The 21235-nt window shown below is 38.9% G+C and carries 16 protein-coding genes; 5 read left to right on the forward strand and 11 right to left on the reverse strand.

From position 1 onward, the window contains the following. Positions 1 to 518: 518 nt before the first annotated feature. A complete protein-coding gene (locus MTO68_RS19190; protein WP_244013980.1) occupies positions 519 to 893 on the reverse strand; it encodes a YbaN family protein in 375 nt (124 codons plus the stop codon). Positions 894 to 1120: 227 nt separating this feature from the next. On the opposite strand from MTO68_RS19190, the gene MTO68_RS19195 reads away from it, so the two are divergent. The 3 genes from MTO68_RS19195 to dapE all read left to right on the forward strand — a co-directional run bounded on the left by MTO68_RS19195 (position 1121) and on the right by dapE (position 3512). Beyond that, positions 1121 to 1966 (forward strand): DUF1853 family protein, encoded by an 846-nt coding sequence (locus MTO68_RS19195; protein ID WP_244013982.1) that lies wholly within the window; start codon positions 1121 to 1123, stop codon positions 1964 to 1966. 115 nt (positions 1967 to 2081) lie between these two features. Beyond that, positions 2082 to 2222: an entericidin A/B family lipoprotein gene (locus MTO68_RS19200; RefSeq protein ID WP_004723791.1), complete on the forward strand. Its 141-nt coding sequence runs from the start codon at positions 2082 to 2084 to the stop codon at positions 2220 to 2222. A gap of 156 nt (positions 2223 to 2378) precedes the next feature. Beyond that, complete coding sequence (gene dapE / locus MTO68_RS19205) at positions 2379 to 3512, forward strand: succinyl-diaminopimelate desuccinylase (RefSeq protein ID WP_004723792.1); 1134 nt, start codon at positions 2379 to 2381, stop codon at positions 3510 to 3512. 76 nt (positions 3513 to 3588) lie between these two features. On the opposite strand, the gene MTO68_RS19210 is transcribed toward dapE, so the two are convergent. The 6 genes from MTO68_RS19210 to pilG form a co-directional block, all read right to left on the reverse strand. Then, positions 3589 to 4053, reverse strand: coding sequence for a hypothetical protein (locus tag MTO68_RS19210; protein ID WP_004723795.1), 465 nt, complete (start codon positions 4051 to 4053; stop codon positions 3589 to 3591). A gap of 8 nt (positions 4054 to 4061) precedes the next feature. Beyond that, positions 4062 to 8588: an Hpt domain-containing protein gene (locus MTO68_RS19215; protein WP_244013984.1), complete on the reverse strand. Its 4527-nt coding sequence runs from the start codon at positions 8586 to 8588 to the stop codon at positions 4062 to 4064. Positions 8589 to 8733: 145 nt separating this feature from the next. Next, a complete protein-coding gene (locus MTO68_RS19220; protein WP_004817697.1) occupies positions 8734 to 10803 on the reverse strand; it encodes a methyl-accepting chemotaxis protein in 2070 nt (689 codons plus the stop codon). A 42-nt stretch (positions 10804 to 10845) separates the two neighbouring features. After that, positions 10846 to 11382, reverse strand: a complete 537-nt coding sequence (locus MTO68_RS19225; RefSeq protein WP_004723799.1) for a chemotaxis protein CheW — start codon at positions 11380 to 11382, stop codon at positions 10846 to 10848. 3 nt (positions 11383 to 11385) lie between these two features. Beyond that, the gene (locus tag MTO68_RS19230) at positions 11386 to 11754 is read right to left on the reverse strand and encodes a response regulator (RefSeq protein WP_004723801.1); all 369 of its coding nucleotides are present in this window, start codon (positions 11752 to 11754) and stop codon (positions 11386 to 11388) included. A 25-nt stretch (positions 11755 to 11779) separates the two neighbouring features. Next, on the reverse strand, positions 11780 to 12163 hold the full coding sequence (gene pilG / locus MTO68_RS19235; protein WP_004723803.1) for a twitching motility response regulator PilG: 384 nt from the start codon (positions 12161 to 12163) through the stop codon (positions 11780 to 11782). A gap of 284 nt (positions 12164 to 12447) precedes the next feature. Between pilG and MTO68_RS19240 the strand changes: the two genes are divergently transcribed. Beyond that, on the forward strand, positions 12448 to 13089 hold the full coding sequence (locus MTO68_RS19240) for a hypothetical protein (protein ID WP_244013986.1): 642 nt from the start codon (positions 12448 to 12450) through the stop codon (positions 13087 to 13089). Positions 13090 to 13338: 249 nt separating this feature from the next. Further along, positions 13339 to 15054 (forward strand): proline--tRNA ligase, encoded by a 1716-nt coding sequence (locus MTO68_RS19245; protein ID WP_244013987.1) that lies wholly within the window; start codon positions 13339 to 13341, stop codon positions 15052 to 15054. Positions 15055 to 15151: 97 nt separating this feature from the next. On the opposite strand, the gene MTO68_RS19250 is transcribed toward MTO68_RS19245, so the two are convergent. From MTO68_RS19250 to MTO68_RS19265, 4 genes are all read right to left on the reverse strand, one after another. Further along, the gene (locus tag MTO68_RS19250; RefSeq protein WP_004723806.1) at positions 15152 to 16111 is read right to left on the reverse strand and encodes a DUF6160 family protein; all 960 of its coding nucleotides are present in this window, start codon (positions 16109 to 16111) and stop codon (positions 15152 to 15154) included. Positions 16112 to 16206: 95 nt separating this feature from the next. Next, on the reverse strand, positions 16207 to 18696 hold the full coding sequence (locus MTO68_RS19255) for a DUF6160 family protein (RefSeq protein WP_244013989.1): 2490 nt from the start codon (positions 18694 to 18696) through the stop codon (positions 16207 to 16209). Between the two features lie 21 nt (positions 18697 to 18717). Further along, on the reverse strand, positions 18718 to 19470 hold the full coding sequence (locus tag MTO68_RS19260) for a DUF6160 family protein (protein ID WP_151801535.1): 753 nt from the start codon (positions 19468 to 19470) through the stop codon (positions 18718 to 18720). 16 nt (positions 19471 to 19486) lie between these two features. Then, positions 19487 to 21043: a hypothetical protein gene (locus MTO68_RS19265; protein ID WP_244013991.1), complete on the reverse strand. Its 1557-nt coding sequence runs from the start codon at positions 21041 to 21043 to the stop codon at positions 19487 to 19489. Positions 21044 to 21235: the final 192 nt, after the last annotated feature.

A 21235-nucleotide genomic window follows, 5' to 3' on the forward strand; every position in this document is an offset into this window, starting at 1 on the left:
CGCTTTTCTCGATGTTTTACCTATTTTAGGTTTGAGTGATTAAAAAATAGATCATTTTAGTTTAAATTGGTGTTTTTTGTTTATTATTTATCTATTTATAAAATATTTAAACCCATATTTTAATTAAATTGAGTAGATCATTTAATCAATATTTTAACCCTATTATCTATTTGCTATAAGCTTAATAAAATATTCAGTACTTAGGGTCTGTTGACATTTCATAAATGGCTTGCGTTGTAGGTTAAAATTGAGCAGGCAAGGCAGGAAACGAAGATAATAGCGAGACTATTTTCGAGTTTCATAACGAAGGCTGAGATAATTTTAACCACAACCCTTCGGGACTAGCGTGTTTTTTGTCGCTACGTCGTTACGAACTACTCATTTAGAATGACTAAATTTCGTATTTCGCGCCTACTATCGCCTAAAAAACACACGTAGTCGCAAACGTAGACGAATTGTCAACAGCCCCTAATGATCAAACATATCAAATGAAGGCTATTCGGATTTATCCATTTCATTCAGATTTTTACAATAGGTTTTGGTTCAGGGCGCAACCAAAGCCAGATAGCCACAATCAACATGGTCACATCGGTAAAAATCTTCACAGCCAGTGGCGCATTGGTGAATAACATGATCACCCCACTGATCAACATCATAATACTGGCGATCCACTTTGCTTTACGTGGCACAGTCCCATTTTCACGCCAAGCACGAAGCGTTGCACCATATTTTGGATGATTGAGTAACCAAGCATCAACCTGTGGCCAACCTTTTGATGCCGCCCAAGCGGCCAAGATGAGGAAAACTGTCGTTGGCATTCCCGGTAATATTGCCCCAATAAACCCGAGTACAATAAAAACAATCACCAATGTTCGCCAAAACAAAACTTTCATAGATTAACTCAATCTGCCCATTCGACTAGTATACCGCCCAAATGATTTTGCCAGTATATTTTAAATCAATTGAAATCATTGTATTTTAAAATCACGGTGTTCATCATTTCCAATACAATCAAAATTGAGCTTGCATGTTGATTCACTTATTTGCTTGAATCTCAACACGCTAAAGACCTTTTCTTTAAAAATAAACTGAGTGAGTCTTCAGTTTAGGACAGCATACAATGACAGCCTACTTTGAACCTTGGTTAAAGTACAAACACCCTATTGTTCGTCAATTGGCTTTTTGCATTGCCAGTCCCAATATTATGCAACATCTGCCTGATGAATTAGAAATTAAAAATCGTTTTGAAGTACACGACACGGCGTTTTGGCAACAACAATATATAGATTTTCAAACACGCTTAGATCAACTCGATCATGACCCCACCCCACTCATTGAATTTGTACAACAGCTTAAAAGCACACGTTTAGGTTTACGTTTTGAATATTTATTTTGGTTCTGGTTACAAGATGAAGCCAATCAACACTATCAACTAATTCAGCATAGTATCCAAATCATTGAAGCAAAGAATACATTAGGCGAAATTGATTTCCTTGTTCGTAATCAGGCCACAAAACAGATCGAGCATTGGGAAGTTGCTTTAAAGTACTATTTAGGCGAATCAAACTTACACTTAAAGCATTGGTATGGTCTAAATCGTAGCGACACCCTTTTACGAAAACTGAATCATTTCTCAGAAAAACAATTTCAATTTACTCAGGCTTTAGATCTTAAAATTGAAAAGAAACTGGCTGTGATGAAAGGACAGCTTTATCTGCCTAACAATAAAAACGATGTTGCACCGCCCTCATGGATCAACACGCAACGTCGATTGGGTCAATGGGGACATCACATTGCACAAGATTTTTACCGTCTACAACGGCATGAATGGATTTGCCCAGATCTAAAGCAAAGCTCAGCTGCTGCCCAATTTTGGTGTAATGGTTTATATCATAATAAAAATAGCCTGCAATTTTATATGTACCGCCAAGCTCCTCTGGCGCTTTTCTTTGACATAAATGCTTAATTATTCACGTTTCTTATACATGGATTAACCAATCCACTCATAAAAACATAACGATATATTAACCCGATGCTCGTATACTAAAATTCTAATTAACGCGTGAAACACGGAGATAGTAATGAAAAAAATTTTAGCAGTTTCAATGTTATTCGCTTTTGTTTTAGCTGGTTGCAACACATTTAAAGGTGTTGGTAAGGATGTATCTAAAGCGGGGGATGCTGTTACGAATTCTGCAGAAAAAGTTGAAAATAAATTGTAAGTATCAACTTCATTCTACAACATAAGCCTTATCTCAATAGATAAGGCTTTTTTAATGCCAATTTAAATAGTTTTATCCTTTCTCAAGCTTTAAGGTTTTCATTCGGTTTTATCTTCCTCTATTATATTGTTCAATTTACTTACTTGATCAATGTCCATGAATCATTCGGATACCTTAGAACTGAGTTTACAACTTCTTCGCCAGCCTTCTGTGACACCTATAGACCATACCTGCCAAACCATCATGGCAGATCGTCTGTCTGCTATTGGCTTTAATATTGAAAATATGCGTTTTGAAGATGTTGATAATCTTTGGGCAAGACGCGGAACGGCATCTCCAGTTTTCTGTTTTGCAGGTCATACCGATGTTGTGCCTACAGGTCATCTTGATGCATGGGAGTCTGATCCATTCCTTCCTGAAATTCGTGATGGCAAACTCTATGGTCGTGGTAGTGCTGATATGAAAACAGCATTGGCTGCAATGGTGGTTGCATCTGAACGTTTTGTAAAGAATCATCCCAACCATAAAGGTTCTATTGCTTTTTTAATCACCTCTGATGAAGAAGGCCCTTCTATCAATGGTACGGTTAAAGTTGTCGAAACCTTAGAAGCACGTAATGAAAAAATGACATGGTGCCTTGTCGGTGAGCCTTCAAGTACAGATACGCTGGGCGATATCGTAAAAAATGGCCGTCGTGGTTCATTAAATGCAGTGTTAACAGTAAAAGGGAAACAAGGCCATGTTGCCTACCCACATTTAGCCATCAACCCCATTCATACCGCGTCAAAAGCTTTAGCTGAACTCTGTGATACGGTATGGGACAATGGCAATGAATACTTCCCTGCGACTTCATTCCAAGTTTCCAATATTCAAGCAGGTACAGGCGCAACCAATGTTGTACCCGGTACGATGACCGTTACCTTTAACTTCCGTTACTCAACTGAAGTAACTGCAGATCAACTCAAATTACGTGTTCTTGAGATTTTAGATCGTCATCATGTTGATTATGATATTGAGTGGACGTTATCAGGTTTGCCCTTCTTAACCCCAGTCGGTGAATTGGTCAATGCTGCACGAACTGCAATTAAAAATGTGACAGGAACAGAGACCGAACTTTCAACCAGTGGTGGGACTTCTGATGGTCGTTTTATTGCTCCGACAGGCGCTCAAGTGCTTGAGTTAGGTGTTTTAAACGCAACGATTCATCAAATTAATGAGCATGTGAATATTGCTGAATTAGAGCCTTTGGCTGAAATCTACGAACAAATCTTAGTCGAATTACTCGCTTAAGCTGAGCGATTCTCACTGAGTAAAAAAGGACGCAAATGCGTCCTTTTTTACAGATAAGCTTTGAAAGCATTACAGATCAAGTCTTCTTTATCCCAATCTGTAACTGGATTTGATCCAAATCCGGCACATGATAAGTCTTATCGCCAATTTTCACATATTGTAAAATCGTCTTATCTTTGATGCTATCCTCTGCGTCGACCACTTCTGAAATCCGTAGCCGTATCGAACTTGGCATTTCATTGCACATTAAGGCAAAACGCTCGTCTGCATCTTCCCCTTCAATGATCAGTGCGACACCCAAGGTCTTTTTAGGATCACTGACACTAAAAGTCGGCAACTTCTTTTCATGCCATTCCACGACATTGACATAGGTTGGACTATTCTGAGCAGAAAGCACCACATTTTGGGGTAATAACATTGGTGCTTTATCATAACAATCAATAATATATGCATCAATAAACCCAGTAGACACCGTAATTAAATGCTGTAATTCCCGTGTGCTAATTTTATCAATTGCAGATTTTTCAATATTCTTTGTCATGAGCGTTCCTATTTAACCGTCAACAAAGCTTCAATATTTTCCAATAAATCAGCTTCTTGGAATGGTTTACCCATATAATTTGTCACACCTAAGCTAAATGCCCGTTCACGATGTTTTTCACCTGTTCTTGACGTAATCATGATGATTGGCAAATCGCGGTGAATTTCGTGGTGGCGAACCAAGTTGGTGACTTCAAAACCATCCATTCGTGGCATTTCAATATCCAGCAACATCAAGTCTGGTTTGACATTTTCAAGTTGCTCAATCGCATCCACACCATCTTTCGCAGTAATCACATCGAAACCTTGGCGTTCAAGCAAACGTGAAGTGACCTTACGAACGGTAACTGAGTCATCCACGATCATAATCAAACGGCGTTGATCACGATGACGTTGTTTATCATGTTGAAGATGTTCAGCACTACCACGGGTAGATGCTTGAACTTGTCGTGCAATATTTTGCCCATCCAGAATCAAACACACCTGACCATCACCCAGAATAGTTGCACCCGCAATTGCATTGATGGTAGCAAACTGCTTACCAATCGGTTTAACCACAATTTGTGAACGCGAACCAATTAACTGATCAACCAGAATGGCAATCGATTGCCCCAAACTTCCCTTGATCAACAACACTGGTAATGAATGTGCAAGCCCATGTAACCGTGGAGTGACTTGATTCGAGGTAAACTCACCCAAATAACGTAGCTTATAGCTTTGGAAATCGATATCAAAATAGTCATTTTGAGTTTCAAAATATTCTTCCAAAGCAGCTGGTGAAATTCGAACAATACGATCAATTTGCGATAATGGGACTGCAAATTGCTGATCACCGACTTTCACCATCAAGGCATCGCTGACCGCAACTGTTGTAGGTACGGTAATCGTAAAGGTTGAACCATACCCCAACTCAGAACTGACACTCACTTGTCCACCAAGTGATTTAATTTCACTTTGCACAACATCCAAGCCAACACCACGACCAGAGATTTGTGTCACTTGCTGTGCTGTACTAAAACCAGGATGGAAAATAAACTGTAGGATTTCCTCAGGCTCTAGCTGTTGATCCGTTTTGATTAAGCCTTTTTCGATTGCTTTATCACGAATAACTTTTGGATCAATTCCTTTACCATCATCTTTAAACGAGACAAGTACATCCGTACCTTGACGACTAATATTCAAATCAATTCGACCAGTCAACGCTTTGCCCGATTTCTGACGCTGTTCCGCATCTTCAATCCCGTGGTCAATCGCATTCCGCAACATATGCTCTAACGGTGAAACTAATTTTTCCAGAATATTACGATCCAACTCTCCTTCAGTATTATTGACTAAAAGCTCAGTGGGTTTATTCACGGTTGAAGAGGTCTGGCGAACCAAGCGCTGTAATCGAGGCAACAGTCTTGAGAATGGTACCAGACGAGTACGCATCAAGCTTTCCTGAATTTCAGCTTGAATACGAGATTGCTGAAGTAATAAACCTTCAGTATCACGAATCTTTTCAGCCAACGTGGTTTTAAAATCAACCAAGTCAGATGCCGATTCAGCCAACGATTTTGATAACTGGTTTAGAGATGAATATTGGTCCATTTCTAAAGGGTCAAAATCAGCATAACGAGCGCTTAAATCACCATGTTTTGCAATAATTTGGCTTTCTAACTCGCCTTCCATACGGCGTAGCTGATCTGCCAAACGTTGAATAGCCAACTCCATATCAGTCAAGGTATTCCCTAACTGCCCTAAATCCATCTCAATACGTGAACGGTTGATCGCGTTTTCACCAGAAAGGTCGATCATTTTTTCAACCAAATCGGCAGAGATACGAATCATCTCATTGTTAGATTCAGTTTTTTGTGACAGATCCCATTCACCCAACATTGACGGTGGCTCTGTACCATCCCCCTGAACAAACTCACTGATCGATTGCTCAAAGATTAAGTTTGTTCGAGATAGTTTTTCTGGAAGCTGTGCGGATACATCAACATATTCAATACTATGTAAGCTCGATTTTAAGCCTTCAAAATTATCATAGTGATGTTTAAAGATTGCAGCATCTAGCCAATGAAAGGTTTTTTCCAATAAACCATCATAAACATTCGAATTAAAATTATGTAAACCAAATTGCTCAAATGCATTTTCTAATTCATATGCAATATCAGCCACTTCTTCCAATTTCACCATTTTTGCACCGCCTTTTAAGCTGTGTGCAATACGTTGTAATTGGAGTAGGAAACTACGGTTGCTACGCTGATCAAACCATTGAGATAAAATGCTCAAACCATCATCAATCAGCTCTCGTGCTTCTTCAATAAAGGTTTCTCGAGCAACAACTTCAACAGGATCTAAACCTGCATCTTGATTTGCATCTATAAATAATTGAGCATCATCAATTGCAGGTTGTTGATCTTGATCCAACAGTTCAGTTTCAAGCAGTTCTGGAGTTTCAACAATCGCTAAAACGATATCATCTGCAACATATTCAAGTTCATGCAAATCTACTGCATCATGACTAAATTGTGGCTCAACCGCAGTTGATGCTTGAACAGCTTCAATCGGACCTTGCTGATCGATATTGTGTAAAACACTGAGAATATGAGTAGCTGGATAATCAATTGATTTTTCGCGAATCAATTGAATACGGTCTGCCACATCATCTTGAATTAAACGAATCGCTTGAATAATGTGTGGTTCTGCTTTGAGTTGACCTTTAATCACGCGTTCATAAATGGTTTCCAACTCGTGTGCAATCAAACCAATATGGGTGGCTTGCACCATATTTGCACCACCCTTTAAGGTATGCAAATAACGCATCAAATTGTTTAATGCGGTTGTGTCATCAGGATGGCTTGACCACGTATTTAAGTCATGGTCCATTCCAACCAACAATTCGTCGGCTTCTTCAATAAAAATGTCGAGAACATCAGCATCAAATTCACGTTGACTATGTTCTGAGTCAATATTCTGTTTATCCAGATTAATTTGCGTCAGTACATAGTTCCCTACTGATTCAACAGGGTTCGCTGCAATTGAGACTGTATCTGGCTGCTGTTCAGTATCTAGCGCAGTCCTTGTTTCAACAATTTGACCAGCAACACCAGTGTCTATTTCTTGGTGTAAATAGTCATGTAACTCAGCCAAAATCGCTTGTGTTGATTCATTAAGGCTGACTCTTTGTCCTGAGGCCAAAGTATCGAATAAATGAATAAATTCCTGATGGGCCTTAGAAAACATTTCAAAAGCATAATCAGTATTTAATAAATCAGGCTTGCGAATAACTTGTTCATAACCATCTTTTAAAGCAAGACTAAAATCATGAATGCCTTGTGCAGCACGATTATTGGTATGATCTATCAACATCTGCGCTTGTTGAGCCAGTTGTTGGAAATATGCTGGATATTCAACTTGGGCACGCTTATCAAACTCAAACTCGGCATCAAGCAATAGATCGATCTCTAGATCAACCAATTGTGTGACTAAACCCGTTTGTGAATGTTGATATTGGTGTTGGAAATCGTAGCGTTCCCAAGCATCATTAAATTTTTGATAAATGGTTTGTAGCTCAACAGCTTGATTACCTTTCAGCTTTAAAACATAGAGATAATCACTGACAAATTCAGCATAGTAAGTCAGTAGCGCATTTTCATTTTTTGAGGACTCGGTATCTTCTTGAACCAATACTTTAAATAAATGCTCGACCTTACCACTTGCTTCAAAGACCTCATTGACGTGCGCCATTGAAGAACTGCCACGCAAAGTATGCAAGGCACGAATCAAGCGATTATATTGATCAGGCGTATGTTCTTCTAAGTGCAAAAAGTCTTTAATTGCCGCCAGATGCTCCTCTGACTCTTCAACAAAGATTTCCAAGGTTTCAGAGGTTAAACTATCATCTGCAACAGTCGATTCAACTGCCACTTCTTCTTCAGTCGTATCTGTAGAGCCATCTGCAACGTGATCAACCACATGCGGAGTGGTCACAGAGGTTACTTCTGCTGTTGCAGTATCTTCACCAATCTCCAAACCAGTAATGACATTTTCATTATCCAGTGTATTTGATAATGCCAATAACTCGTCTAAAGCAGGTTCTAAGCTTTGTTTCTGTTGTAGCTGCTGCCCCAAATACACCAAAGGTGCTAAATCTAAATGATGCGGTTTTCGATTTAAAAACTCTGAGTAGAGTTTGAACTTATAAATATTAAATACTGCACTTACATAGTGTTGAATCTCGGAAGTAAGTTCCAGATTTTTCGTAATAATACGATTTAATGTATCTTCAACGGTCCAAGCAAGTTCACCAGAACGTTTAGCCCCCACCATACGCCCAGACCCCTTAAGCGTATGAAAATAACGGCGAATATTGACCAATTCGGTATCTTTAAACTCTTCGAGTTGCCATCGATCAAGAGAGGTTTGTAGCTGTTCAAAAATTTCTTCAAGTTCTTCTACAAAAATTTCTAAAATTTCCTCATCCTGACCAAGATACGCATCTTCAGGTAAAGTAACGTGTTCCACTAAATGTTTTAATATTTCTTTCATAGCTCAGGCTTCTATGTTAGTTCCCGTCTTTGGGACTAAAACCTTTCAAAATACAGTCAAGCTGAATGGCTTTAGAAGGCGTTCCATTCTGTGCAATAACCACTTGTTACAGTCGATATTGCACATATATAAAGTATCAATCGTTTTAGTCAGGCAGTTTAAAGTCTGAAACTGATTGACGTAATGAATCCGCCATACTTGCCAATTCAGAAACCGAACGGGCTGTATCAAATGTTGCACCAGTGGTTTGTGAAGTAATTTCTTGTACGACATTCATCGTATTTGCAATATGACCTGCTGAAGCAGACTGCAATTTCGCCGACTCAGAAATACTTTCAATCAAACCAGCCAAGTTACTTGATACTGTTTGAATCTCACCCAAGGCAACACCCGCATCTTTTGCAAGGTTCGCACCACGCACAACTTCCGAGGTGGTTTGTTCCATTGAAATTACGGCTTCGTTGGTATCGGTCTGAATGGTTTTAACCAGTGTTTCAATCTGTTTGGTTGCAGATGCTGAACGTTCAGCAAGACGCTGTACCTCGTCCGCAACCACGGCAAAACCACGACCCGCTTCACCTGCCATAGATGCCTGAATTGCTGCGTTTAATGCCAAGATGTTGGTTTGATCGGCAATATCATTAATCAGCGATACGATGTTACCAATCTCTTGAGAAGACTCACCTAAACGTTTAATACGCTTAGAAGTTTCTTGAATCTGCTCACGAATTGTATCCATACCTTCGATTGAACGGTTTACTACATCTGCACCATTTGATGCAATTTGTACGGAACGCTGTGCTACCTCTGCTGATTCAGCAGCATTTGCAGATACGTGGTCAATCGACTGTGCAATTTCATTAATCGCTGTTGATGCCCCTGCAATCTCTTGCGCCTGATGCTCAGAAGCTTCAGCCAACTGGTTAGTAATCTGTTGGGTATTCTGCGTATATTGTGCAACTTCTTGAGAAGTGTCATTAATTCGAGATACTAGGTCACGTAATTGGTCAATCGCAAAGTTAATCGAATCGGCAATTGCACCAGTGAAGTCTTCCGATACCGTTGCATACGAACTTAAATCACCATCTGCCAAATCAGCAATTTCATCAAGTAAACGTAAAATCGCATTCTGGTTACGGTCATACTCGTCTTGTAAACGTGTTACACGAACTTTATCTGACTCACTACGTAAACCAAGAAGTTTAAATACAGCAAATAAGAATGCGCCGAGCGCAAGAAGTAAAATCAATGCAGGTAAAATCGTACCCACACCAGTATTTACCGAAAGTCGATCCAAACCTTTTAATAAATTATCCGATTGCGCAAAGATGTCTGACGATGCCTGACGTACTTTAAAAATCTGATCAGAGTTCTTTAGTACAGAAGTTGATGCCAATTGCACAATTTCATTGTAATCCGCTTTAATACTTTCTAAAGACTCACGTAGTTCAGGTTTATCAATACGTGTTACACCTAAATCGGCACTCCCATTGAGTTGCGCATTTAAATACGTACCAAATGTTTCAGTATCCGCATTAAAGTCGTCTGCTGAAGCACGGGTATTATCCGAACCACTTAATACTGAACCAATAGAACGTAAAATACGTTCTGCAAGGAATACTTGGTTTTTCGCGATAACAACCTGAGTACTTGACATGTTGTCACGTGCCATTTGATCAACCATTGCGTTATATTCCGCCTGCATGCCCGGGATCACATCCGCAACAGCAATGTTGGTGTCATATAATTGGTTAATGATTTTTTGGTGTGTCGCAATCATGTCGATATCAGCAGAAACTTGTTTCCAAGTTTTTTCAACGCCTTCCACTTGTTTTGAAGACGCATGAATATCTTTGACGACATCTAAGTTTTCTTTAAATTTCTTTTGCGATGCAACTAAAGCATCAATTGAGTCTTTCGAACCCGATGCGGTGGCTTCAGTTGCTTGACGTGATAAGGTCTGTGATAAAAGTTTTAATTCACCCAAGCTACGAGTTAAGTCGTTATTTCGAGGAACTGTATAGAATAGAACCAAAAGCAAAATAATCGCAACGATGATGCTGGCAATTGCCATTTGAATAAATGGCTTTGATTTGTCGCTTTCCCCAAACAACTTAGCAAATTCATCAATTTTTGATTTGGTTTTGGTTAATACGCCTGAACTACTTTTTTGAGCAGTATCCCCTGTATTTTTCTTCTTTAGTTTAAAGCCCATTCAGCTTCTCCCGATTCGCTTAACTCTCATTAGGCGTCAAAGCTAGTTTATAAATTTTTCTGATGCATTCATGTATTGAGGATCATTTAACAAACGACTAAACAAGAATATATTCCAAGCCTGATTATGCTGCTGAAAATATCCCTGACAATAGGTTTGAAGGTTTTCTTCTAATTGATTGTTTTTAGAAAAAAAGCCTTTTTTATTAAAATGTTGAATCCCCAAAACCTGATCTACGATCAGACCAACATAGTGGTCATTATGACTAATACATAAGACTTTTTGAGTAGGTAGAAATTGGCTTCTTTGCCCCGTTAAATAAAAAGCCAAATCAGAAACTGACAATAACCGTCCGCGAATATTCGCTAAACCTCTCACCCATCCCTGAACATTGGGAACGGGTGTGTATTTTGGCGGATAAATAACTTCTGAAACCTCACCCAAAGGCGCAACAAAATATTGCCCCATCATTTCAAATGCAATGCCTGACCATCGGTTTACTTCATTTTCATTGTCAGCGTAATTTTTATTTCCTCGCTTAGACAATCGAAGTAATTCGATAAATCCATTTGCTGCCATACATTATCCTGCTTGTAGATGTTGCTTAATCGTACTGATCAGCTGATTCTCATCAATCGGTTTGGTTAAGTAGTCACAAGCCCCTTGACGTTTTCCCCAAACGCGGTCGGTTTCTTGATCTTTAGTACTTACAATCACAATTGGAATATGCTTGGTGGCTGCACCACGTGCGATCTGACGAGTCGCTTGGAAACCATTTACACCAGGCATAACAACATCCATTAACACAAGATCCGGCAATTCAGCTTGCGCCAGTGTAATACCATCTGCACCATTGGTTGCTTCAATCACTTCAAATCCATGCTTAGCTAGAATTTCTTTAAATCTAAACATTTCTGTTGGTGAATCATCAACTATTAAAATTTTTGTCATTATTTCCCCCAAATTAACCGTTCATTTAAGCAGTCACATGATTGCGAATAGCATTTAATAGTTCATCTTTACTAAATGGTTTTGTTAAATATTCATCTGAACCGACAACACGACCTTTTGCTTGATCAAATAAGCCATCTTTACTGGATAACATGATGACTGGAATATTTTGATAATTTTGGGAGTTTTTAATCAAAGCGCAGGTTTGATAGCCATCCAGACGAGGCATCATAATATCGACAAAAACAATATCTGGATTTGCTTCAGCAATTTTAGATAAGGCTTCAAAACCGTCTACAGCAGTGACAACTTCACAACCTTCTCTTTGTAATAATGTTTCAGCAGTACGACGAATGGTTTTAGAATCATCGATCACCATGACTTTTAGATTTTGAAATTTATCGTCCATTTAATGCCCCTTTCCGTAAGCTTGGAATGAATTGTGCTGTACAGATTTATTTTTACAATTAATCATGTTTTTTTAACATATATTAACTCACTTTATCAATGAACATTTCTTGTCGGAAATCTCACTTCAAACAGTAAAACACAGTAAAGCTCACATAAAAAAAAATATTCTGCTTTTTTTTAGAAGTTAATTGTTTATTAAAATTTTGTAACCACATAAAATGAGCAAAGATAGTTTCAAAATCATATAACTTACATTGATTTTTTGGGGATGGTAGACTTTAAATGGATAGAATAATCTATTACCAAAATATAGCGTCAAAAACAAAAAAAATATGCAATACCGCCCTTTCAGTCAGCTTACTCATCTGTACTTTATCGGTCTATGCTGATACGCCTCAGGCTAAAGCGGTATGGTATCGATATTATGATAAAAATGGGGTGGCCAATATCAGCTCCTCGGTTACACCAGAACACATAAAAAATGGTTATGAAGCGCTTGATCGCAACATGCAAGTGATCAAACGTAATCATGCTTATAATGTCGAAAAAGATTTACAACAATCGACGTCACGCGCATCTGAAATGCGTAAATTAGAACAAGATGCGCGATTAAAGCGTGCCTATGGCAACTCATCTGTCGCTGTCAACAAAAGAAATGAACTTCTAAGCAATATAAAACAACAAATAACACTACAAAACCAAACACTTAAACAACTTCAAAGTGATCGTATTATACTTAAAAGACAAGAAATGGAATACTACCGCAAAGGTAACTCTGTTCCTGTTACACTCAAAGATCGGATCAAATACAATTCTGAAAACATAGATAAAACTAAGAATTATATTGGAAGCCTACAAGACAACTACCGCAAGACACAAACCTACTATGATGATATTATTAACCGCCTTAAAAAACTTGAATAATCACCTTTTAATTCGGAATTCCTTGGCTCTATTATTGATAAGAACTTAACAAAACAATATAAATGATTTAAACAACCTTTCACGATATCGGCTAATTTCAAGTTAAAACCGAGCTCTGATCGTATCGTCAGTATAAGAATATAAAGTTTTCAATTTAAACAATCATTAAAAATGTTCAGCTTATTTTTTTATCGTATTTTTTTATCGTATAATCATTCCTTTAAATCTAAAAATTTTAGGACAGTTTCCATGCGCGCGAGTCGCTTTTTATTTGCAACGTTAAGAGAAACCCCAAACGATGCTGAAGTCATTTCACATCAGCTCATGTTACGTGCTGGGATGATCCGTAAATTGGCTTCAGGTTTATACACTTGGTTGCCGATGGGTGTACGTGTGCTCAATAAAGTTGAAGCGATTGTTCGTGAGGAAATGAATCGTGCAGGTTCTTTGGAAACATTAATGCCCGTGACGCAGCCGGCTTCACTATGGGAAGAATCTGGTCGTTATGTACAATACGGTCCAGAACTGTTGCGTTTTAAAGACCGCCATAGCAATGACTTTGTTCTTGGTCCGACACATGAAGAAGTCATTACGGATTTGGCTCGCAATGAATTAAAAAGTTATAAACAACTTCCAATGAATTTTTATCAAATTCAAACTAAGTTCCGTGATGAAATTCGTCCACGTTTCGGTGTGATGCGTTCGCGTGAATTTATTATGAAAGATGCTTATTCTTTTCATGTCGATCAAGCGTCATTACAAGAAACTTATGATGTTATGTACGACACCTATTGCCGAATTTTCACCCGCTTAGGTTTAAATTTCCGCCCTGTTCAAGCAGATACAGGATCGATTGGTGGTTCAGGTTCACATGAGTTTCACGTACTTGCATCAAGTGGTGAAGACGATATCGCTTTCTCAACCGAATCTGACTATGCAGCCAATGTTGAAATGGCTGAAGCAGTATTGACTGGTGAGCGTGCAGCACCTAGCCAAGATCTAAAAATTGTAGACACACCAAATCAAAAAACCATTGCTGATGTTTCTGCATTTTTAAATACAGATCCAGCGCAATCGGTAAAAGCCTTACTTGTACAAGGTATTGCTGATGAAAAGGGTCATATTCCTGTAATCGCGTTATTCCTGCGTGGCGACCATGAGCTCAATGAAATTAAAGCTGAAAAGCATCCACTGATTGCAGCACCTTTAACATTTGCAACAGATGTTCAACTCAATGCTCTTGGTTTAACTGCAGGATTCTGCGGACCACAAGGACTGGTTGAGAAAGGCTTAACTGTGATTGTTGACCGTGCAGCCTCTGTGCTTTCAGATTTTGTTGCGGGTGCCAATGAAGTCGATAAACATGCCACTGGTATCAACTGGGACCGTGATGCAACATTTACAGAAGTTTTTGACTTACGTAATGTGGTTGAAGGTGACCCATCTCCAGATGGTCAAGGCACGATTTTAATTAAACGTGGTATTGAAGTCGGTCATATTTTCCAATTGGGTACCAAATACTCAGAAGCACTCGGCTGTAAAGTTTTGGGTGATGACGGCAAACCATTAGTGGTGACAATGGGCTGTTATGGAATTGGTGTAACCCGTGTAGTTGCTTCCGCGATCGAACAAAACTTTGATGAGAAAGGTATTATTTGGCCATCTGCAATTGCCCCTTTCGAAGTTGCAATTGTTCCAATGAATGCACAAAAATCTCCACGTACGCTTGAAGCAGCTGAAGCACTTTATGCTGAATTACAAGCCGCAGGTTATGATGTATTACTGGATGATCGTAATGAGCGTCCTGGTGTTAAATTCTCTGACTTGGAATTAACAGGTATTCCTCACCGTATTGTCATTGGTGAAAAAGGCTTAGATGCAGGTACTTTTGAATACAAAGGGCGTAGAGATGCCGAATCTGTAAATTTAAGCAAAGATGAGTTATTGGCTAAATTAGTGAAGTAACTTTTCAATCGCATTAAAAAAGCCATGAAATAAACTAAACCCTATAAGTCACACAACTTATAGGGTTTTTTATGCTTTGATATTTTATAGACCAGCATTACAGACCATTAATTTTGACTTTTAAATCTGTAACTGATGTTCCGATTGCCCCAAAGTTCCCCATCGAGCCATTTTGCAGACCATTAAAAGTCCCTGCCGCACTTGCCCCACTCGTTCCCATAATCATCTGATTGATACCCAGATCAAACTTACTCGATTCACCCGTATTACCAAAGACAAAACCTGTTGGTTCAACGCCAGCATAGAAACCGTTTAATGAAAAACCATTAACCTTATCTGTTCCAGTTAATTGGAAGTTAAAATTTGCACCAATATCGCTATCATCAGATAAAAGTGCAATAGCACAGCCTGAACCCGTACCACAAATCGATTGAATTGCCCCACCAAAAGCAATCATACGCCCTTGAGGTGCATTACCTAACTGTAAATTAATGGTGGGTTTGGCAGCAGCAAAGTTGATATCAAAACCATCATTCAGTTTTAAAAATTTAATGACATCGGATTTTTCACTGGTACCTGTAAAAATAGATTGATATCCAGCAGGCCCTGAAGATGAACTCGCTCCAGCCAAGTAAAGCGCAAATGGTGAAACTTTAATCCCGGTAATATTACTTGCAAAGCTCATTCCGATATTGGCAAAAGGTTTACCACTTGCTCCACCTGTAGCGCCCCCATCGGTATCCATGACTATGTTCATCGTTGGGGTATTTGAAGCGCCTAGAAAAGTGATATCAACAGTTTGGTCAGCAACCGTACCAGCACTTTTACCAGCAAGAACCAACGATGCTTTATTTGCATCATTCACAGTTGAGCCTAACCCATCACGATCAATAATTGAAATTTGATTGAGTTGAACTTTACTCAAATTTATACCAACATTTATCCCATCTTGCCCCGTTGTTTGGGAAAGACTTTGATCATCCATAGGTTCCATTGCCAGCGCAATTGGACTCAGTATCAATAATGATATACATCCTAGGTTTCTATTTTTTTTCATTATCCTAATCCTTAGGAAAATTTATATACTGCCTACCACATCACAGTCTAATCAGAAATTCTGTACGATAAAAGCACTAGCCGACCAATAACGCATTAATTCCGAGGAACAATGTTAAATTCACTGGTCAACCGACCTCCTGTCAACGCAATTTCACCTAAGCGTGCACCCGAAACTAAAGCCCCATTCATAGATGGAGGATAGAAGTTTAAATCTCTCGCTCTAAATACACCGCCGACTGACTGTGTTGGATTAAATTGTAAACTTGCATTAAATCCAACCTGACCAGTCCCACTCGTTGAGTTTTTACTGAGCACAATAGCATTGTTAAAGCGAATATCACCCGTCAAGTTATCTAAACCAAGTATAGAACCATTGACAGGATCACTAATCTGGATGGTGTTATTTGTAGCTGCTAATTTTAAATCACCCACAACTGTTAAACGATTGCCTGTGCCATCCGCTTTCATTTCACTATTTGGAATAAGTGACAAATCCATATCCCCACCAAAGCGAAGTTTTAGACCAAACAACACATCATCACTTTTGGCGAAATTATTGGAATCAGATGCTCCCTTGTTGCCACAAGCAACGCTTGCTGTTGCAATACCACCTGCACATGATGCATAGGTTGTACCAGGTAAATAACCTGCCGCAACTTCAGCTGCCATCACCACCAACATATTTTTTAAACTTAAATTTAAACTTCCGTTTTCCACCCCGATACTGCCATTGCCTTTCAGCAACATATCGATGTTTCTTAAACCTAAATAATAGTCTTTAGAGGTACCGGCAATCGGAACACCTGCATCATTTTTTACCTGACCACCATCAATCACCAAAATCGAGGTTGTTTTATTGCCAAGCTTAGTTGTACCACTTTTATCCACCCCCTCTGTACTTAAACCTAAAGAAAAACCGAGTCTAGAGGTTTGTGTACCCGCTGTAGCTGCAACACTGCTTTTCGTACCATCTGCTGAATAGTAATAAGCTTTATCAGCATCAACTGTTGTGCCATACATGGCTAAATTGGCATTTAAGTTATAAAAAGGTAAAGCCAACCCCCACTGATTATTTAAACCACTCTCGGTAAATAAATTACCAGCAGCAACACCAGCGGCAGTGGTAAATCGCCCTCGTCTAGAGATGGCTTGGAATTCCCCACCACGAATTGAAGCGACCACAGCATAAGGGCGATTACCCGCTGATAGGGTCGTATAAATATCTTGTTTATAATCACTTAAATTGGTTAAAGCCTGACCATTACCAAAACTTGAATTTTGGAAGGTTGTGTTTACCGGTATCGTAACTTGCTTAGAGTCGGTAAGATTTAAAAAAACATTTCCTGTGTCAAAAGAAGCACGCGTTCCCTTTTGTAAACCGGTTAAATTACCAAACTCAAAACCGTAACTATTTAATCCTGCACCACCAATTTCCAAAGTTGTTGCATCGCCACCACCAGCAAGCATGGTGTCACCTTCTTTGGTGAAATCCGTCTTCATACGAAATGCGATACCTGAACCACCAACAATATCTTTTCCAGTGTCTGCACCACTCGAATTAACAGCAGAACCAATTAAACTACTGGCATTCTGTACACCACGAAATTGCAATGAACCATTCACCATACGCCCACTGGCACCTACGCGAATCAGCCCTTTAGCACCTGTTGGGGTATTATAACTATCGACATCATAAAGCGATGTAGGATTGATGCCTTTATTATTCACCATAATTTCAAGATTTAAACCCGCATTGGTTGTGGAAGTTCCATTTCCATAACTGCCTGTGTTTATAAAACCCGCCTTTAATGAAGCTGGATCAACCACACGGGTTAAATCCACATAACCATAGTTCGTATCTGGTGCCTGATTTGCACCCGCAATATTACTTCCAGAATTCGTTTGTAATTTAAAGCCTTCAGCTGCATCGATAAACGCAAAACCTTTTCCTTTAAAGTTAAAGTTAAAGTTCTTTAAAATCAGTTGATTTAATTGATTTGTGGCACTGCTTTGGCCTAAATAGATGTTGGCATTTTGAAGCCCTAAAGTTAGCTCGACTTGATCTGTTTTACTTAAAAGCCCATTGCTTGTTTTTAATCCAATACTGGTATTTGAAGCCGTCTGCACCGCTAAATTACCCAACTTTGCACTACAACGCGCTCCACTTGGATCACTATCACAAACACGAAATGAATCGACAGTCATCAGCATAGGAGAGAGTGATAAATCTAAATTCACTCCAGTTTTGCCCGCAGCAGTTCCCATATTAAGCTTGATATCTGCTTTTAATGGATCTGTAGAAGTATTGCTCTGTTGTATTTTAACCGTATCTGCAGTTGCAACGAGCGCTTGACTGGTTGCATCTGCTTCTGCGCGACCCGCCTGATCTGTCCAGTATAATGTTTTGATATTGGCTTCTTTTAAGCTTGCCTCTATATGTACGCCATCCTGACCATTTACGTTTCTTAAATCGCTATCATCCAAAGCTTGTAATGCATAAACAGGTGCATGCATAGCCAACAAACTCAAAGCCAATGTATTTAAAATAAATCTTTTTCCATGTTGTTGTTTTTTAATGTTCATCCCTAAACCCTCAGATTTATTTTAGCAACGCTTATTCATTGTAGAATCACAACTAAACATCATCAGCTTGCCCTGCAGCACAAGATTACCGTTCATTTGTACCCCCATAAAACCGGTTTCTCGACCGACATCATAATTATTTGCGGTAGAGCCATTAAAACCGGTTGTTTGAGGTTTTGCTACATATTTATTGGCTTTTAAATAACCATACTGGCCTTCCGTTGCACCCGATGAATTTTCTGTAACTGTTCCATCTGGATTGGTCTTACTGGTGAAATCATCTTTTTCGATAGAAAGAGAGTTGAAGCCAAAATTACGAATTTGAATCGGTTGATTCGCATCAAAAGATAACTGAATTGCGGGCTTGATCATCTGCATAGCAGTGGTATTTTTATAGACCAAATCAACACCATCCAAACCCAATTTCTGAATATTAATTGTCCCTTGTACACCTTTAAAGACCACCCAAAGTTTATTCCCTTCAGTACTACTGGCTAACCCATTTGCATCAACATAGCGATTATTGACAGACAATGCCAAATGGCAAAATTGTAATTTCTCACAAATACCGCCAGTACCATTATCGAACTTATAAGCATTATTTGTGGTGTAATATGAATCACTTGCATTAATTTGATTCAGTACCAATTTTAAAGATAAATCGGCACCTGCTTGCCCTTCAACTTGCTGCATGTCTGAATCAGTTAAAGCCTCCATCGCTGCCAAATGAAAACTCACCAAACTGGTTAAAATAAGAAGTACTGTTTTTTTCATTATATTTCTTCCTATCCTATAGGCCTTTGGTGGTTATTTTCATATGCTGAATCAGCATTCCATCAATCAAGGCAGATCCTAAGTTATTCTGTGCATTTGAACTGGTGGCATTATTTAATTGATTAAATGAAACCCCTACAGCCCCTGCTGATTTATCTGCAAGTAAAGTCTTCCCTGCATCCATACTATAAACAGTCCCTATACTGATACTACTGTGTGTTGCTGAACTGCCTTGATAACCCGCAATTGAACTTGTGCCACAGTTATAAACATTACAAGTAGAGCCTGTATATGAAGTATCCGCCCCTGTATAATCCGTATAGATCTTCTTATAAATTGATTCTTTATTTGGGATCCTAGCCAGCTCTATACTAAAGTTTGTTCCATCAGATCCGAGAATCAAAGGCTGATATAATGAACCGAGCACCAAATTGGTATTCAAATTATAGATATAAATACCTTCTTTATCTGAAAAAGTCGGTGCTGTTCCGCCATTAATTGCTGGAGTCGATAAGATGTCTTGCGCTGCTGGAGTGGTACAACCATTCAAGTTACCAACTCCACATTCTTGAGTGCTAATCCTAAAAACATGGCTCATCAAATTCGCTGGAGCAGTCCATGAGTTTGCTGTAGATGTTCCCAATAATTTTGAACCATCACCACTATTTAATCGTATAACACCAGCCAAACCTAGAGTATTGTTATAAAAAGCACTCATACCACCCGTATTTGTAGCACCACCGAGCGTTTGGAATAATTGAATTTTACTGCCATTTAATCCAAAACCGTTAAAGATACCTTGCAAGCGAATACGATTTGCTCGCCCTGTTGCAGTGGTACTAAATCCCTCACCTAAATTAAATTGATTTGGATCTTTGTCTGCCTTACTTTGATCGCGTACAAAACCATCTGCCCAAAATGCAAGTTTAAGGTTATATGCATCTTCCCCACCGACATCATTGACAAAAGCACTAGTGGTCACTGTTTTCTTATCGGCAGCAAATGAATATAAATTTTCATATAACGGCGCTTCAAAATTTAAATATGTCACAGAACCCGCACCTGCACCAAAGTCAGGTACATTAAGGTCTGTTTTTACATTGAATATCCATGGGTTGGTTGCAGTTCCCCAGCTTTTAATCGCAGCGTTCGCTACGCCATTGGTTGATCCTGCATCCAATCTAAGGTTGGCATTATTGCTGGCATTTTTAGACAACGCCAAACCATATAGATATAAATCAGCTTTCCCGACTGAATGATCACTGGCATTCACAACACCATCTTTATTGGTATCTTGAACGATTGATGACAATGGTCCCACAGGAACATAATAGATATAGCCGGTGTCTAAACTACGATTTGTAAGCACAGTATCTTGAGTTTGGTTAATTCCAGCGCCCTGAAAAACCATATAAGTGTCTCTAGGCAATAAGGCAATACCTTCGCCTGTAGTATCACTTAACTTTTCATCAGACATTTCTTCGAGTGCGAAGCAAGATTGGCTTAAACATAAACCAATGAAACTCACCAAAACGGTTTTATGAAATTTTACCGTATAATTGAGTGTAGTCATCCACGACCTTCCTGTGTTATACGATGCTCCGCACCATATTTTATTTTATTTCTTAAATTTCCGACTTCAAACTGCACAAAAACACATATCCTTGTTTATACAGTTTTGTTATGTCTATCACACTTCATACTATGTAATTTTTTTAATTATGACAAAGTTTTTTTGGTTAAAATCTATCATTTCCGACAAATG

This window comes from Acinetobacter sp. NyZ410, from assembly GCF_022828975.1.
In the GTDB taxonomy this organism is placed as follows: Bacteria; Pseudomonadota; Gammaproteobacteria; order Pseudomonadales; family Moraxellaceae; genus Acinetobacter; species Acinetobacter guillouiae.